Origin of the sequence: Halobacillus sp. B23F22_1, from assembly GCF_043497005.1 — a bacterium.
Taxonomy (GTDB): domain Bacteria; phylum Bacillota; class Bacilli; order Bacillales; family Halobacillaceae; genus Halobacillus_A.
In genome coordinates, this window is sequence record NZ_JBIEKE010000001.1 from 1309151 (window position 1) to 1325638 (window position 16488).

Annotated in this window: 16 protein-coding genes; 13 read left to right on the forward strand and 3 right to left on the reverse strand. The window is 39.9% G+C overall.

The window, feature by feature from the left end; all coding sequences use genetic code 11:
- Nucleotides 1-18: 18 nt before the first annotated feature.
- The 3 genes from ACGTNH_RS06620 to ACGTNH_RS06630 form a co-directional block, all read right to left on the reverse strand.
- Entirely contained in the window at nucleotides 19-777 is a 759-nt protein-coding gene (locus tag ACGTNH_RS06620) for an ABC transporter permease (RefSeq protein WP_394585866.1), read from the reverse strand.
- Entirely contained in the window at nucleotides 755-1549 is a 795-nt protein-coding gene (locus ACGTNH_RS06625; RefSeq protein WP_394585867.1) for an ABC transporter ATP-binding protein, read from the reverse strand. Before ACGTNH_RS06625 ends, ACGTNH_RS06620 begins: the two co-directional genes overlap by 23 nt.
- 397 nt (nucleotides 1550-1946) lie before the next feature.
- On the reverse strand, nucleotides 1947-3074 hold the full coding sequence (locus tag ACGTNH_RS06630) for an acyltransferase (protein ID WP_394585869.1): 1128 nt from the start codon (nucleotides 3072-3074) through the stop codon (nucleotides 1947-1949).
- A gap of 371 nt (nucleotides 3075-3445) precedes the next feature.
- Here ACGTNH_RS06630 and hpf point away from each other — a divergent pair, with 371 nt between their 5' ends.
- The 13 genes from hpf to ACGTNH_RS06695 all read left to right on the forward strand — a co-directional run bounded on the left by hpf (nucleotide 3446) and on the right by ACGTNH_RS06695 (nucleotide 16463).
- Nucleotides 3446-4009: a ribosome hibernation-promoting factor, HPF/YfiA family gene (gene hpf / locus ACGTNH_RS06635; RefSeq protein WP_394585870.1), complete on the forward strand. Its 564-nt coding sequence runs from the start codon at nucleotides 3446-3448 to the stop codon at nucleotides 4007-4009.
- Between the two features lie 225 nt (nucleotides 4010-4234).
- Nucleotides 4235-4435 carry a hypothetical protein gene (locus ACGTNH_RS06640; RefSeq protein ID WP_394585871.1) on the forward strand — a complete coding sequence of 67 codons (201 nt, stop codon included), beginning with the start codon at nucleotides 4235-4237 and terminating at the stop codon, nucleotides 4433-4435.
- A gap of 174 nt (nucleotides 4436-4609) precedes the next feature.
- Nucleotides 4610-7123 carry a preprotein translocase subunit SecA gene (gene secA / locus ACGTNH_RS06645; protein WP_394585872.1) on the forward strand — a complete coding sequence of 838 codons (2514 nt, stop codon included), beginning with the start codon at nucleotides 4610-4612 and terminating at the stop codon, nucleotides 7121-7123.
- A 75-nt stretch (nucleotides 7124-7198) separates the two neighbouring features.
- A protein-coding gene (gene prfB / locus ACGTNH_RS06650) for a peptide chain release factor 2 (protein ID WP_394585873.1) occupies nucleotides 7199-8300 on the forward strand; the annotation gives its coding sequence in 2 pieces (ribosomal slippage) (nucleotides 7199-7270 and nucleotides 7272-8300; 1101 coding nt in all).
- Nucleotides 8301-8688: 388 nt separating this feature from the next.
- Nucleotides 8689-9585 (forward strand): cidABC operon transcriptional activator CidR, encoded by an 897-nt coding sequence (gene cidR / locus ACGTNH_RS06655; RefSeq protein WP_394585874.1) that lies wholly within the window; start codon nucleotides 8689-8691, stop codon nucleotides 9583-9585.
- Between the two features lie 164 nt (nucleotides 9586-9749).
- Nucleotides 9750-10310, forward strand: coding sequence for an acyl-CoA thioesterase (locus ACGTNH_RS06660; RefSeq protein WP_394585875.1), 561 nt, complete (start codon nucleotides 9750-9752; stop codon nucleotides 10308-10310).
- Nucleotides 10282-10656: a hypothetical protein gene (locus ACGTNH_RS06665; RefSeq protein ID WP_394585876.1), complete on the forward strand. Its 375-nt coding sequence runs from the start codon at nucleotides 10282-10284 to the stop codon at nucleotides 10654-10656. Before ACGTNH_RS06660 ends, ACGTNH_RS06665 begins: the two co-directional genes overlap by 29 nt.
- A gap of 113 nt (nucleotides 10657-10769) precedes the next feature.
- Nucleotides 10770-11654, forward strand: coding sequence for a UTP--glucose-1-phosphate uridylyltransferase GalU (galU, locus tag ACGTNH_RS06670; protein WP_394586148.1), 885 nt, complete (start codon nucleotides 10770-10772; stop codon nucleotides 11652-11654).
- Nucleotides 11655-11786: 132 nt separating this feature from the next.
- The gene (locus tag ACGTNH_RS06675; protein ID WP_394586149.1) at nucleotides 11787-12626 is read left to right on the forward strand and encodes a YitT family protein; all 840 of its coding nucleotides are present in this window, start codon (nucleotides 11787-11789) and stop codon (nucleotides 12624-12626) included.
- A gap of 53 nt (nucleotides 12627-12679) precedes the next feature.
- Nucleotides 12680-13045, forward strand: a complete 366-nt coding sequence (gene cccB / locus ACGTNH_RS06680) for a cytochrome c551 (protein WP_394585877.1) — start codon at nucleotides 12680-12682, stop codon at nucleotides 13043-13045.
- A 409-nt stretch (nucleotides 13046-13454) separates the two neighbouring features.
- The gene (ftsE, locus tag ACGTNH_RS06685; protein WP_394585878.1) at nucleotides 13455-14141 is read left to right on the forward strand and encodes a cell division ATP-binding protein FtsE; all 687 of its coding nucleotides are present in this window, start codon (nucleotides 13455-13457) and stop codon (nucleotides 14139-14141) included.
- Nucleotides 14131-15024 (forward strand): permease-like cell division protein FtsX, encoded by an 894-nt coding sequence (gene ftsX / locus ACGTNH_RS06690; protein ID WP_394585880.1) that lies wholly within the window; start codon nucleotides 14131-14133, stop codon nucleotides 15022-15024. Before ftsE ends, ftsX begins: the two co-directional genes overlap by 11 nt.
- Before the next feature lie 26 nt (nucleotides 15025-15050).
- Nucleotides 15051-16463, forward strand: coding sequence for a murein hydrolase activator EnvC family protein (locus ACGTNH_RS06695; RefSeq protein ID WP_394585882.1), 1413 nt, complete (start codon nucleotides 15051-15053; stop codon nucleotides 16461-16463).
- Nucleotides 16464-16488 lie beyond the last annotated feature (25 nt).

A 16488-nucleotide genomic window follows, 5' to 3' on the forward strand; every position in this document is an offset into this window, starting at 1 on the left:
TAATCTCCCTTTCATCATTTAAGCTAATCCCCAACGACTTCTTACATTTTTCTCTAGTTTAGAAAAAACTAATTGATCGGCAAATGCCCCAATCACGCCAATAATGACGATGATGGCAACGACTTGATCCATACGTGCATAATCTTGAGCGTAGGCTAAAGAGTAGCCAAGACCAGGACCGTTACTTAACAGTTCACCAGCCATAAGTGCTCTCCAGCTAAAAGCCCAAGCCAGACGAAGCCCCGTCATAAAATAAGGAACGCTCGAGGGAACTTCAACTCTAAAGAACATTCGAAATCCGCTTGTGCCCATAGTTTTAGCAGCACGTATAAATTGCGGAGGAACGCTTTGTATGGCTGTTCTGACGTTAAGTGCCATAACAAATGTACCGCCTAGAACGACGACAAAAATAACGGCAAATTCTGAGAAGCCAAACAGCATAATCGCTAAAGGTACCCAGACAATACTTGGAATACTTTGCATTGCGATTAAATACATGCCGGCTGTTTCATCTGCTTGTTTGGATTTACCTAAAATTACACCGAGAACAGTGCCAAAGGTAATCGCCATAAATAATCCTATAAATAAGTGCTTAAAGCTTGCTCCAAGAGCACCTACAAAATCACCACGTGTAAATCCGTTATAAAGAGCTTCTCCTACACTTGTTGGAGAGGGGAAAATAATTTCTTCAAGAATACCTAGTGAGAAAATCAGCTGCCAGATACCGAGAACCGCCACTAGAAATAAGATCCGTTTAATAAGAATATTCAATTTCATCGGTCAATTCTTCCTTTAATACTTTATTGATTTCTCCTTTAAGCAAGTTCATTACTTCATCTTCAAACTGAATGACACGCTCGTCTGAACGGCTGCGAGGGCGAGGGATATCAACGTTAAAGTCAGCAATGATGCGGCCTGGGCGCGTTCCCATCACGATGATTCGGTCACTCAATTTAATGGCTTCTTGAATACTGTGAGTCACAAATAGAATTGTCTTCTGGGTTTCCTGCCACACTTTAATGAGTTCATCGTGGAGAATATGACGGGTCTGTTCATCTAAAGCTCCAAAAGGTTCATCCATGAGCAGCACCTTTGGGTCCATAGCCAGTGCGCGTGCAATGGCTACTCGCTGCTGCATGCCTCCAGAAAGCTCATACGTATAATGTTTTTTAAATCGGCTTAAATGCACCATTTTTAAGAAGTGGTCCGCTCGTTCTTCCGCTTCCTTCTTACTCATTGTAGATTTCAGCGGGAACATCACATTGTCTTTTACGTTCAACCAGGGGAATAAAGAAGCTTGCTGAAAGACCATCCCGCGTTCCGGGCCAGCTTGTTTAATCTCTTTTCCTTCAAGCGACATCGAGCCGGTCGTCGCGTGTTCAAGTCCGGCAACCATTGACAGAAGGGTCGATTTACCACAGCCTGAGGGACCTAATAATGAAACAAATTCCTTTTTCTCGATGGATAAATCAATGTCGGCAAAAACTTCGAACTCGCCTTGTTCTTTATCTATAAACGTTTTTCCGACTTGGTTTAGTTCAAGAAACATGTAAATCCCTCCTTTATTTATAATTCCTATTGAATTAGTTGGTTTTAGTATAGTTTATGATTATACAGTTCTTTCATGTCCTGTGCAATACTTTTAAAAATATTTAAAAAATTAGCTCGGGACATAACCAAAGCAGGATGTCATAAAACGAACGATTGTACATACTCAGATCATTAGCGTAGTCAAAACACGCAGACTCCTGTGGGAACAGCGCGAGTCGAAGATCCAGCAGGTAAGCGCTCTTTGCTTACCGAGGAAGCTGAGGCCGTGCTCGCGGAAAGCGGAGTGTTTTGACGGAGCGATGGTGTAGAGTCTCATTAACATAAAATAATCCGAACAGATTTCTCCATGATCGTTCGGATTATTTTATGTTTTATTTAGTTATGTCCCAGCCCCATTAATTAGAAGAACGAATTAGATTTCGGCTTTCCTCCATATTATATTGTATATTTTTCCGATTCGATTTGACTAAAGTTACGATGTATTGACTAAACGGTAAAAATGAGATGATTTTCAGAAGAACAATACAGAGTAAAATCACCATAAAGTGAAAAGGGATGATATAGATCGGTTCTGCAAAAACATCATAAGGCGCATACCACTGATACATGGTAATGACAAAAGGATGAATGAGGTAAATTCCCATTGACATATTTCCTAACTTTATAAATCCTTCCATTATAAAGTCTTTCCAGAAGATTAGCTGATAGTATAAGCTAATAAGAACAATAAAAGCGATAGGTATAGTAATAAAATGTAATAAGTTCTCATTTGAATTTATAATTTGCTGGTGGGAGTGGTAATCTAACACGCTAAAAATAAGGACGAATAGACCTGTAATTAGTGTGAATATTTGATTTGATTTTTTTAATAAATAGCGATGAATGTAAGGCCAGAGTTTTACTAATAAGGCACCGAGCATAAAGTAGTAAATCCATTGCAGTAAAAACGTACGGCTGTTAATGAATGAGTTTAAGTACTCGTTATTTACTTCAAAATGATTAGTTACAAATAGATAATTTACATAAATGGAAAGGATCGTTGCAAATGTAATCGTTTTTAAATTCATCCACTTCCGAATCAATAGAAATAAAAAATAAAATTGAATGACTAAGCTTATAAAGTATAGGTGAAAATACGATTCTCCAGTGATAAATTGGAACGTAAAGTCTGTCACTTCTGAGGAAATGGACCAATCAGGGAAGACTTCTATACCGTTGAAGTAATCGAAAGCTAAATAAAATAAACTCCAAACCACAAATGGTGAAATAATTTTAACCATACGGCTTTTTAGGAACTGAGAAACTTTAAAATGCTTCTTAGCCATTTGATTGTAGAGAAGGAAGCCGCTCATCACTGCAAAAAGAGGTGTTCCAATTCGTGATATCTGGTTAAAAAAATTGGTGAGTGTTGTATGACTTCCATCATAAGCACCGTAGAAACGAGCACCTACGTGCACCATTACTACTAATAGGCAGGCGATGGCACGTACAAAGTTAATTTCGTACAAATATTTTTTTTCCAAAACCAATCATCCTCATGTGTGTTCTAGTTGTCCATTATAATGTTAGGTTTTTTTCAAATTCTTTGTCCGTTCTTCGTTACTTTTTAAAATGGTATTTTAATAAAGTGAAAATGAAGGGATTCGGGGATAAGAATGGCCAAAAACCATCCCTCTCGTTATTTTCCGAAATTAATGAAACGAAAACCTCTTTTTTGTATGGATTTTAGTACTTTGATTAGTTTGTGCGTCATTTCGGCTTATAACGCCTTTTAAATAACAATTCCAGCAATTACCGACACATAATAGTCAAAAGATTCCGTAAGTTTATGCAGGAATAGGTAAGGGTATGGTAGAATATAAACTACATAAGGATGAAAGGAGGACACTTCTAAATGTTAACTTACAACATTCGTGGTGAAAACTTAGAGGTGACGGATCCAATTAAGGATTATGTGGAGAAAAAGGTGGGCAAACTGGAGCGCTACTTTGAAACTCCCCCGTCATCAGAAGTACACGTTAATTTAAGTGTCTATAATGATGAGCAGACAATCGAGGTCACAATCCCGATGAAGAATCTACTTCTTCGCGCAGAAGAACACAATACAGACTTATACGCTGCCATCGACCTTGTGGTAGATAAATTGGAAAGACAAATTCGAAAGTACAAAACAAAAGTGAATCGCAGATCCCGTCAGGAAGGCGCACCGAAATATGTGTTTGCTGAACTTGAAAGAGAAGCGCAGGAACAGCGAGAAGAGAACTATAATAATGATGAGAATGATATTGAAATTGTTAGAACTAAGCGTTTTGACTTAAAGCCGATGGATAGTGAAGAAGCTGCCTTGCAGATGGATTTACTTGGTCACGCGTTTTACGTATTTACGAATGCGGATACAGACGAGACGAACATTGTCTATAAACGACGTGACGGACGTTACGGATTGATAGAAACGTGATAACTAAAGTAGAGCAGTCCCTTAAACCGGGGCTGTTCTTTTTTTTATAACTATGAAACCCAATTAGGTCGCCAGCCTATTATGATCAATTATTTATTTATAGCTAAGTGAAGACTAATTTTCTATGAGTTTGAAAGTTTAAAAATGGCAAAACTGCGTTTTTCTTTTCTTTTAACAGTCATGGTATAAAGAAATAGCAATATTCCTGCCATGGGAGGCGAAATGATGACCTATACTTATACTTGCACTGACTGTCTTCACCTTTGTCAGAGGATGAAGCAGCAGGAAGAAACGATTGCTCAACTCGTTGAAATCATTGGTGCTGCCAACCGTCGTATTTATGAAGTAGATCAACGGCAATTGAAGATGGAGCATCAACTAATACGTGAGTATCAACCCCGCTTGGCCCCTTCCTTATCCCCATAATCGCCTCCATCGAATGAGCAGCTCACCCTCGGGCTGCTGGTTCGTCTTTTTCTTCCTTTTTAGAGTGCTCATCACGCGGGGATTTGTTGTCACCTCGCTCTCTTTAGTGTTATGATAATGGTTGGATTAAACTATGTTCAACCGAAGATAGGAAATTAAAGAGGAGCGGTTGCAATGATTGGAACGCTTAAGAAAATATTTGGTGATGGAAACTCTCGCCAACTGAAAAGCTTAGAAAAAATCACTGATAAAGTGAATGATTTAGAGACAGATATAGCTAAGCTGTCCGATGACGGCTTACGTAAAAAGACAGAGGAATTTAAGAAACGCTACGAAAAAGGTGAAAAACTGGATGATATGATGGTGGAAGCTTTTGCCGTTGTTCGAGAAGCATCAAAACGTGTTTTAGGCATGCGTCCGTTTGATGTACAGATAGTGGGCGCTGTCGCCCTTCATGAAGGTAACATTGCCGAAATGAAAACGGGGGAAGGTAAAACACTGGCTTCTACGATGCCGGCTTATCTTAATGCTATTACAGGTAAAGGTGTTCACATCATCACAGTCAATGACTATTTAGCAAGCCGTGACTCCACAGAGATGGGAGAGCTTTTTCAATTTCTTGGACTAACCGTTGGGTTAAACCTTAACGGCATGTCTAAGGATGAAAAACGTGAAGCATATCTCGCCGATATCACCTATGGAACAAACAATGAGTTCGGTTTTGATTATTTACGCGACAACATGGTTTTATACAAAGAACAAATGGTGCAGCGCCCGCTTCATTACGCGATCATCGATGAGGTCGACTCTATCTTAATTGATGAAGCCCGTACGCCGTTAATTATTTCAGGTACTGCGTCCAAATCAGCGGATTTATATCAATCGGCTAACGCATTCGTGCGCCTGCTTAGACAGGATGACGAGTTTACGTTTGACGAGAAAACGAAAAACGTTCAATTAACAGAAGAAGGCATAAATAAGGCTGAAAAATACTTTAAAATTGAAAACCTCTTCGATCTTTCTAATGTATCGTTAATTCACCATATTAATCAGGCGTTAAAAGCTCATACAACAATGCAGCGGGATACAGATTATGTGGTGGAAGAAGATGAAGTAGTGATTGTCGACCAATTTACAGGACGTCTAATGAAAGGCCGCCGATACAGTGATGGCCTTCACCAGGCAATTGAAGCCAAAGAAGGTTTACGGATTCAAAACGAAAGCATGACGCTTGCTTCTATTACCTTCCAGAACTTGTTCCGTATGTACGAGAAGCTGTCCGGAATGACAGGTACCGCTAAGACGGAAGAAGAAGAATTTCTTAACATTTACAATATGCGCGTCATCTCAATACCAACAAACAAACCGATCGTTCGGGATGACCGGCCAGACCTTGTCTATAAAACAATGGATGGGAAGTTTAAAGCAGTAGTTGAGGACATTAAAGAACGTTACCAAAAAGGACAGCCTGTTTTAGTAGGTACCGTAGCAGTGGAAACATCTGAAATCATTTCACGTTATTTAGATAAGGCAAAAGTACCTCATAACGTACTGAACGCGAAAAATCACTTCCGTGAAGCAGAGATTATCGAAAATGCCGGTCAAAAAGGTGCAGTTACGATTGCCACAAACATGGCAGGTCGTGGTACCGACATTAAACTTGGTGATGGTGTCCGTGATCTTGGCGGCCTGGCAGTACTAGGGACAGAACGGCATGAGTCACGTCGGATTGATAATCAGCTGCGTGGACGTTCCGGCCGTCAAGGAGATCCGGGTATGTCGCAGTTCTATCTAGCAACGGATGATGAGTTAATGCGTCGCTTCGCTTCTGATAACATGCGTAATATGATGGAACGTTTAGGTATGGATGATTCACAGCCGATTGAAAGTAAAATGATTTCCCGCGCTGTCGAGTCTGCTCAAAAGCGTGTAGAAGGGAATAACTTCGATGCACGTAAAACGATCCTTTCGTATGATGATGTATTACGTCAGCAGCGTGAAGTTATTTATAAGCAGCGTTACGACGTGCTCACGTCAGAAAATTTACGTGATATCATTGAACAAATGATTGAGCGAGTTGTTCAGCAGACGGTTCAAGCTCATACAACAGAAGAGCTGGATGAAGAGTGGGACCTTGAAGCGATCGTTGAATATTGCAGAGCAAACCTCTTGCAAGAAGGCGACGTTAAAGTGGAAGACTTAAAAGGAAAAGATCCAGAAGAAATGGCAGAACTGATTTTACAAAAAGTGAAGCAGCGCTATGACGAGAAAGAAGCAGAGATGGAAGAAGGACAGATGCGTGAATTTGAAAAAGTAATTCTGCTTCGTACCGTCGACCAGAAATGGATGGATCACATCGACCAAATGGATCAACTTCGACAAGGTATTCACCTGCGTGCCTACGGTCAAAACGATCCTCTGCGTGAGTATCAGTTTGAAGGTTTCAGCATGTTTGAAAAAATGGTTCAAACCATTGATGAAGAAGTCGCTAAGTATGTGATGAAAGCACAAATCCGTAATAACCTGCAGCGCCAGGAAGTAGCTCAAGGAGCAAAGGCGGTTTCAGGAAGCGGAGAGGAAAGTAAAGAAAGCAAGAAAAAGACACCTTATGTGAAAAAAGATACGGTAGGACGAAATGACCCTTGCCCTTGCGGCAGTGGTAAAAAGTATAAGAACTGCCACGGGTGATAGAAGAAGAGACACTTCCTTAACGGAGGTGTCTTACCTTGTGTTTCGTACCATTTTAATAGGAGTGATGGAATTATGGATATGGCAGACATTCGCCACCAATTAGATAATACAGCTAAACGTTTAGCGGACTTCAGGGGGTCTCTTTGACGTCGATCAAAAGAAGACTCGTATAGCAGAATTAGAAGAAGAAATGACAGAGCCGGGATTTTGGGACGATCAAGATACTGCTCAAAAAGTAATTAATGAAGTCAATGGTCTTAAAGGACTCGTTCATACGCTTGAAAAGCACGAAGAAACTCATGAAAACTTAGAAGTGTCCTATGAACTTGTCAAAGAGGAAGAGGATGAAGATCTTCGTACCGAGCTTGAAGAAGAAGTGACCCAATTATTAGATGATTTAAACGAGTTCGAACTAAACATCTTACTTAGCGAGCCGTATGATAAAAATAATGCGATTTTAGAACTTCACCCAGGCGCAGGTGGAACAGAGTCTCAAGACTGGGCGAGCATGCTGCTGCGTATGTATACACGCTGGGCTGAGAAGAAAGGCTTTTCTGTCCAAACGATGGATTACCTGCCTGGAGAGGAAGCCGGGGTGAAAAGTGTGACCCTTCTTATCAAAGGTCACAATGCATATGGTTATTTAAAAGCGGAAAAAGGCGTACACCGGCTTGTAAGAATTTCGCCATTTGATTCTTCAGGTCGTCGGCATACGTCATTTGTATCATGCGAAACGATGCCTGAATTTAACGATGAAGTTGAAATTGACGTAAAGACAGAAGACCTGAAAATCGATACGTATCGTTCAAGTGGTGCAGGCGGACAGCACGTAAACACCACAGATTCAGCCGTGCGGATTACTCACCTGCCAACAAATACGGTGGTAACGTGCCAGTCTGAGCGTTCACAGCTGAAAAACCGTGATCAGGCTATGAAAATGTTGAAATCAAAGCTTTATCAACTAGAAATTGAACGTCAGCAAGCCGAACTCGATGAGATACGCGGGGAACAAAAAGAAATTGGCTGGGGCAGTCAGATTCGTTCTTACGTCTTTCACCCGTATTCCATGGTGAAAGACCATCGTACCAATATGGAGATTGGAAATACTCAATCTGTCATGGACGGCGAACTCGATAAATTTATTAATGCTTATTTGCGCTCACAAATGGATTAGTCAATCAGCTTCTGAATCCGTCCGCGGAAAACGAGTGGTATTTGAGGTCAATAAAAAGCTCTATCTATCGAACGCTCCTCGTGTCATCAACACGTTGTCTGGCTAAATCACTAATGTGAAAACGAATCGTTAACCTTAGGTAGGAATAGAAGGTACAAATCCCTTAATAGTTAGAAGACAAGCGTCTTGTGTGGATATTAAATTTCACGCAGGACGCTTTTTAAAATTCTGTTTTTCATCGACCTTTATTTTTTCAGTGATCTAAAACAGGGGGTTTTCTACAAGCTGCGAGCTTTTCTCTACTTTTAAAGAGAAGCTTTTTTGATTATGGAATAAACAGTAAAAGTGTTAAAGTATAGGGTAACTAATTCGTAGAAAAGGTGAACGTATGGATATCAGGCACCTCAAGTATTTTATAGAAGTATCAAAATTTAAAAGTTTTACTAGAGCAGCCGATCATTTATTTGTAACTCAGCCGACCATCAGTAAAATGATCAAAAATTTAGAAGCTGAGCTCGGAGTTGAACTGTTTGAACGATCAAGAAAACAGCTCGTTTTAACGGATGCAGGACGGGTGATTTTGGACCAAGCCGAGACGATTGATAAAGCCTTTAACAATCTGCAGACGGAACTTGATGATTTACTGGGACTGCAAAAAGGCCACATCCGTATTGGGCTTCCGCCCATTATGGATGCGGAACATTTTATCAAGATTCTTGGCGACTTTCATCAGCTTTATCCTAATATTACTTTTCAGCTCTTAGAAAATGGAGCTAAGAAAATCGAAGAAGATATTTTGCAGGAGAATCTGGATGTCGGAATAACGGTTCTGCCAACCGAAGAGGAGGAATTCCACTACTTCTCTTTTATGAAGGAAGAACTGCGGGTGGTTGTGCCCCCGACGCATCCATTAGCGAGTAGAAAACAAATCAAGCTGGAAGAGCTAGAAGAAGAGCAACTCATACTTTTTAATAAAGATTTCGCGTTAAATGATCGCATCACTGGAGCTTGTAAAGAAGCTGGATTTAAGCCTAAAGTGGTAGCCGAAAGCTCTCAGTGGGATTTTATTGGAAAAATGATCGCTTCGAAGCTGGGGGTTTCGATATTACCTTACAGCGTTTCAAAACTTTTAAAAGAGGAGGTGCAAACAATTAAAGTGGTTAAGCCGATGATAGAATGGGATCTTGCTATAATCTGGCGCAGAAACCATTACTTATCTTATGCCACGAAAGAGTGGCTCAAATTTATTCAAGATCGATTGACGGTTGGAAGCATCTCTACGTAAGAGGTGCTTTTTTTATATAGAATTCACTATTAATATGCTACTTTGGCATGGTTGGAAGCATTTGCATAGATATTGTCTATGCTGACTATGATGAATAACCATTTCACATATAGGTAAATGACTCTTACACTTGAATTACAAATTAATTGGAAAGGATACATCATATGCCTAATACAAAGAGTCCGAAAGAAAGTTTAATTGTAAATACAGATCAAGTCATGATCAATGATTTAAATAATTACAATACCTTATTTGGTGGAGTATTAATGAAAAAACTAGATAACAATGCAACATTATCGGCTCGTCGTCATGCAAGAGTAAAAGAATGCGTAACGGCTTCGACAGATTCAATTGACTTCTTGTACCCGATCACGCAGTCAGATTCCGTATGTGTTGAATCATTTGTTTCTTATACAGGAGATAAATCTATGGAGATCTTTTGTAAGGTCATTGCTGAAGATATGATTTCCGGTGAACGTCGGATGGCGGCGACAGCTTTTCTAACGTTTGTTGCGTTGGACGAAAATAAAAAGCCGATTAAAGTGGCGGAAATATCACCGGAATCGGAAGAAGAAAGATTTCTTTATGAGTCCGGTAAGGAGCGCGCAGAAACGCGGAGAATACGGAGAAAACACAGTAAGGAATTAACAAAGATGATTGAATTAGAAAAACCATGGGAAAAGGGAGAGATCGAGAATGAATACGATGTTAGCGGGGTTAAATGATATTTACAGAGCAAAAGAAGAATTAGAAGAACTCAAGCTGCAGCATCCAGAACTTTATGAACAGCTGCATCATGTGGTTAGTTTAACAAGACAGCTGCAAATCAAATACGGATATATGGGTTCTTTATTAAGAGATGAAGACCTTCCGAAATTCCGCCCCCAATTTGTAAGAGAATCAATCCTTTCTCTTTATCAGAGAGAAGTGCAGAAATTAAAAGATCACCCTGACTTTATGGAAGCTAAATCACTAATGAAGAAGCATAGTAAAGTAGGGGATCCCAAACTGTTTCTTTTAATTCTTGGAGCAAAGCCTGAAATGCTGCAGGGATCAACAATAATTAAATAAAAGAGTTTAGCAGTATCTTTTAAAAAGGTACTGCTTTTTCTTATTCTCATCGTTCTACCCATAGCCTCGTAATTCTGCTATTCTAAAGGTAAACCACAATAAGCGAGGCGATCATAATGACGGTTAAAAAAGCAATCATTCCTGCAGCGGGTCTAGGTACTCGGTTTTTACCAGCTACAAAAGCTATGCCGAAAGAAATGCTTCCTATAGTTGATAAGCCGACCATCCAATACATAGTGGAAGAAGCGATTGCTTCAGGGATTGAGGATATTATTATCGTTACAGGTAAAGGAAAACGAGCGATTGAAGATCATTTTGATCATTCTTTTGAGTTGGAAGAAAACTTATATAAAAAGGAAAAGTTTGATCTTTTAGAAAAAGTGAAGCAGCCGGGATCTGTTGATATTCATTATATTCGTCAAAAGGAGCCTAAAGGGTTAGGGCACGCGGTTTGGTGTGCAAGAAAATTCATTGGAGAAGAACCTTTTGCGGTTTTACTAGGAGATGACATCGTTGAATCTGAAACTCCGTGTTTAAAACAGCTGATGAAGCAGCATGAAGAAACAAAAGCATCGATTATTGGAGTAAAACAAGTACCGGAAGATGAAACCTCTCGTTACGGTATCATTTCACCCATTGATCAACAAGGCAGAAGATATCAAGTAGATCACTTTGTAGAAAAGCCAAAGCAGGGAGAAGCCCCATCGAATTTAGCGATCATGGGCCGATATATTTTAACACCGGAAATTATGGATTTGTTAAATGACCAAACACAAGGAGCAGGCGGAGAGATCCAGCTTACTGATGCGATTGAACGTTTGAATCAATCCCAATCTGTGTATGGTTATGAGTTTGAAGGAGATCGCTATGATGTAGGTGACCAATTAGGTTTTATTGAAACGACAATTTCCATGGCATTAAAGCGAGAAGATATGCGGGAAGACGTATTACAGGTAATCCGCACTATCGTACATGAGGAATCAACGAAAAATCAGTAACTCTTTAGTGTGTTAATGCGTTATCTGAGCCGCGTTTACAGGGGATAAGGGCAGTGTTATACTCCTACGGTAGTTTACTGACGCAGGAGGAAAGCGCTTATGATGATGGCAAAAAAATATCGTCGAGAACCGATGCCCCCGGTAATTAAACATATGATTGAATATAGTCTTGTTATTTTGGGGTCTTTTTTTGTAGCTTTAGCATTCAATGTTTTTTTACTTCCTAATAATATTGCCTCAGGCGGCGTAGCAGGCATAAGTACGATCACTAAAGGCGTTTTTGGCTGGGAACCTGGAATTGTGCAGGCTATTCTTAACGTACCTTTATTTATTATGGGAATTGTTCTCTTAGGGAAAAACTTTGGCCTCAAATCTTTTGTAGGAACCATGGTTCTTCCTTTATTTGTACTTCTTACGAATAACTTCGAACCTGCTACGCCTAATCCCTTACTTGGTGCTATTTTTGGCGGGATGGGTGTAGGTTTAGGACTGGGCATCGTCTTTAGAGGACGTGCTTCAACAGGAGGCATTGACTTAGCTGCCCAAGTACTCCATAAGTTCACCCATCTGCCGTTAGGAATTAGTGTAGCGATACTGGACGGAATAATTGTCTTAACTTCCGCGCTTGTATTTTCTGTAGAAGAAGGTCTATACGCTTTAATTGGTTTATTTGCCACTAGTCGTACGATTGATTTTGTTCAAGTGGGTTTAAATACATCGAAAAACGTGATGATCATAACAGAGAATGTGGAAGAAGTACGAGCAGCAATATTAAATGAAATTGATCGTGGAGTTACTGTGCTGCAAGGCTCTGGCGGCTATACAGACCGGGAACGTCAAGTCATTATGTGTGTGGTTCAGCAGAATGAATTCATCAAATTGACACAAACAGTGAAAACGATTGATCCTGGTGCATTTGTAGTAGCTATGAATGCTACAGAGGTTCTGGGGGAGGGTTTTAAAACGACATAGTTAGGTTATAATAATTTATATCTTTTAAAATGAAATGATTTGAGGGATGATGAATGAAGAAATTATTATGGGCTGCTTTACTCAGTCTTGTTTTCATCTTAGGTGCCTGCGGAGGCGGTGGAGATGAAGAAGGAGAAAATGGCGGAGATACCGATACTGAAGAATCAGCAAACGAAGAAAATGGTTCTGAGGATGTGGATGTAGCTGCTGCTGAACAGGTGTTTGAACAAAACTGTGCCAGTTGTCACGGCGGAGATTTAGAAGGGAACGTAGGTCCGGCTCTTAATGAAATTGGATCTAAATATTCCTCTGAAGAAATACAGGATATTATCCATAATGGTAAAGGTTCAATGCAAGCACAAAGTGTTGAAGAAGGCGACGCTGAGCTCGTAGCAAATTGGCTTTCCTCAATGGAATAATTGTATACTGAAAAACCTGACGATAAAACGTCAGGTTTTTTTATGTTTATAAAAAGTTAGAGGTCTTTTTCACTATTTTCTTAAAAAAGCATGTTAATAATATATTGTTTTATATGGTATTTACATAAGACAAAAATAACTTTTTTCTTAAACAAAATTCAAGTATAAGTGCTTGGTATCATGCCGTTTACTAACTTTTATAACATCCCTAATCAATGAAGGACATTTGAGAATTTTGTCGAATATTATCTATAAGTCGAATAGTTTGAAACAAAAATGTAATATTTTTTTGTCTTAAAAACTCGAAAGTAGATGTTATAATGTACGAGGACTTAAGACGATAGATTAATAAATTGCTTATTATAGCAGCATAGAAGTACTACAACAAAGGAGTTAAGGTGATTACTATATGATAGACATGAAGGGAGTCTACAAGACTTATCCGAACGGTGTCACTGCGTTAAATGGAATTGATGTACATATTGATCAAGGTGAATTTGTATATGTAGTTGGTCCAAGTGGCGCTGGCAAGTCAACGTTCACGAAGCTGATGTTTAGGGAAGAAAAAGCAACCAAAGGTTCAGTAAAGGTAAATGATTATAATTTGTCGACCATCAAAGAACGTCACGTACCATACATGCGTCGCCATGTAGGTGTCGTTTATCAAGATTTCCGTTTACTTCCAAGACTAACAGTGTATGAGAACGTCGCATTTGCTTTAGAGGTTATAGAAGAATCTCCAAACCAAATACGACGTCGTGTTATGGATGTATTAGATCAGGTGCGTTTAAAGAATAAAGCCCGCTTTATTCCAGATGAGCTCTCAGGAGGAGAACAGCAGCGAGTTTCTATCGCACGTGCCATTGTGAACCATCCAAAGCTGTTAATTGCTGATGAGCCTACGGGTAACCTCGATCCTGATACTTCATGGGAAATTATGCATATCCTCGAGGAGATTAACGCCACTGGTACTACTGTATTAATGGCTACCCATAGTCAAGAGATTGTAAACACGATTCGCAGACGAGTGATTGCTATAGAAGATGGCCAAATCGCACGTGACGAGGCACGGGGGGAATATGGTTATGAAATTTAGAACCCTCGGAAGACATACTCGTGAAGGTGGAAAAAGTGTTTGGCGTAATGGTTGGATGACCGTTTCAGCTGTAGGTGCAGTTACGACCACATTATTACTTGTCGGTGTTTTTCTAGCACTCATGCTGAATTTAAACGAAATCGCAGGAAATATTGAAGATGATGTTGAAGTGAAAGTTCTCGTGGAGTTAACAGCGGATGAAGAGCAGGTATCCGCTTTAGAAAATGAACTAGAATCGATCCCTGAGGTGGGAGATCTAAGTTATTCTTCTAAGGAAGAAGAGTTAGATGAATTGATTGATAGTCTAGGCGACCAAGGGAAAGCTTTTGAATTGTTTGAACAGAGTAACCCGTTAAATGACGCGTTCATTATAGAACCAAATGATCCGGTAGAAGCTTTAGCCATTGCTGATCAAGCGGAATCTATGGAGCAGGTCGAAGAAGTAGATTTTGGCGAAGAAATTGTTCAACGGTTGTTTCAGTTTAATGAATATGCGAGATATATAGGTTTAGGCCTAATTGTAGGATTAGTTTTTACTGCTATTTTCTTAATTTCGAACACGATTAAAATCACGATCATTGCCCGTAAGAAGGAAATTGGAATTATGAAGCTTGTAGGTGCGACAAACGCATTTATTCGCTGGCCGTTCTTTGTGGAAGGATTGTTACTTGGAGTTCTTGGATCCATCATTCCTATTGCAGCGGTTCTAAGCGGATATTACTACTTGTATTACAACCTTCAAGACAGGATTCAATTTGATTTCATTCAATTGCTTCCGTTCTATCCGTTTGCTTTTCAACTTGCAGGATTGATTTTAGCAATTGGAGCATTCATAGGCGTTTGGGGAAGCGTGATGAGTGTTCGTAAATTCTTAAGAGTTTAATTGAATAAGGGGAGGAAGTTGAATAAATGAGAAAGTTTTACAATGCACCACTTATTGCATTACTCGCAGCCGGCACTTTGCTGACGCCTTTAACAGCGAGTGCTAACTCAGAACTTGACGAAGTACGTGAAGAATTAAATGAATTAGAAGAAGAACAAGGTAATGTCGACGAAAAAAAGAATGAAGTTTCAGATGATAAAAGCAGCACGGAAGATGACATAGCTGAAAATGAAAAAGAGCAAGAAGAAACTAAGAATCAAATGGAAGAGCTTGATAACAAACTGAGCGAAACACAAGAAAAACTTCGTGTTAAAGAAAACGAAATTGCAGAAACCGAAGACGAGATCACTCAGCTGAAAGAAGATATTGCTGATTTGAAAAAAAGAATTGAGGAACGTGAAGAACTTTTAACTGAACGTTTACGAGCATTGCAAAAAAGCGGTGGCGATGTTCAGTACTTAGAAGTTTTAATGGGAGCCCAAAGCTTTGGTGATTTCTTAGATCGGGCTTCAGCTGTAACTACCATAATGGACCAGGATAAAGATATCATGGATACGCATATGGAAGAGAAGCAGTTATTGGAAGAAAAGCAAGTTGAATTAGAAGAAAAAATGGAAGAGCTTGAGCAGCAGAAAGCAGATCTTGAGGGAATTAAGGCAGATCTTGATGACCAGTTAGCTGAAAAGGAAAAGCTGATGGAAGAACTTGAGTTACAAGAAGAACAGCTTCACGATCATAAAATGGAGCTTGAAGAGGAAGAAGAATTGCTGCAAAGCCAAGAAGCTTCTATTCAAGAAGCCATGAAGAATGCTGAAAATGAAGAAGCAAATATCCAAGCTGAAATTGAAAGACAGAAAGAATTAGAAAAGCAGCGTGAGCGTGAGCTTCAGAAACAGAAAGAAGAAGAAGCTGCCAAGCAAGAAGCGGCTGAGAAAGAACAGCAAAGTTCCAGCAGCTCTTCCAGCAGTTCAAACTCAAGCAGCTCAGAAAGTTCCAGCAGTTCTGCCAGCAGTACAGCAGCACCTGTACCTGAGCCAACCTCTGGCGGTAAGTTTATGCGTCCTGCAAGCGGACCGGTAACTTCTGAGATGGGCGCACGCTGGGGAAGTACGCACGCAGGAATTGACATTGGAGGAAACGGAACTCCAATTGTTGCTGCAGCTTCTGGAGAAGTACTAAGATCCTATTATTCTAGTACTTATGGAAATGTTGTTTATATCACTCACTATATTGATGGACAAGTATTTACTACCGTGTATGCCCACATGCAAAATCGTCAGGTGAGCTCTGGTGATTCTGTAACTAAAGGTCAGCAGTTAGGTCTTATGGGTAACACAGGACGCTCTACTGGTCCTCACCTTCACTTTGAAGTACACGAAGGTCCGTGGACAGCTGATAAGGGGAACGCTGTTAACCCTAGAAAACATGTAAACTTTTAATCTATTGGTAAAACGCACTTTGAGT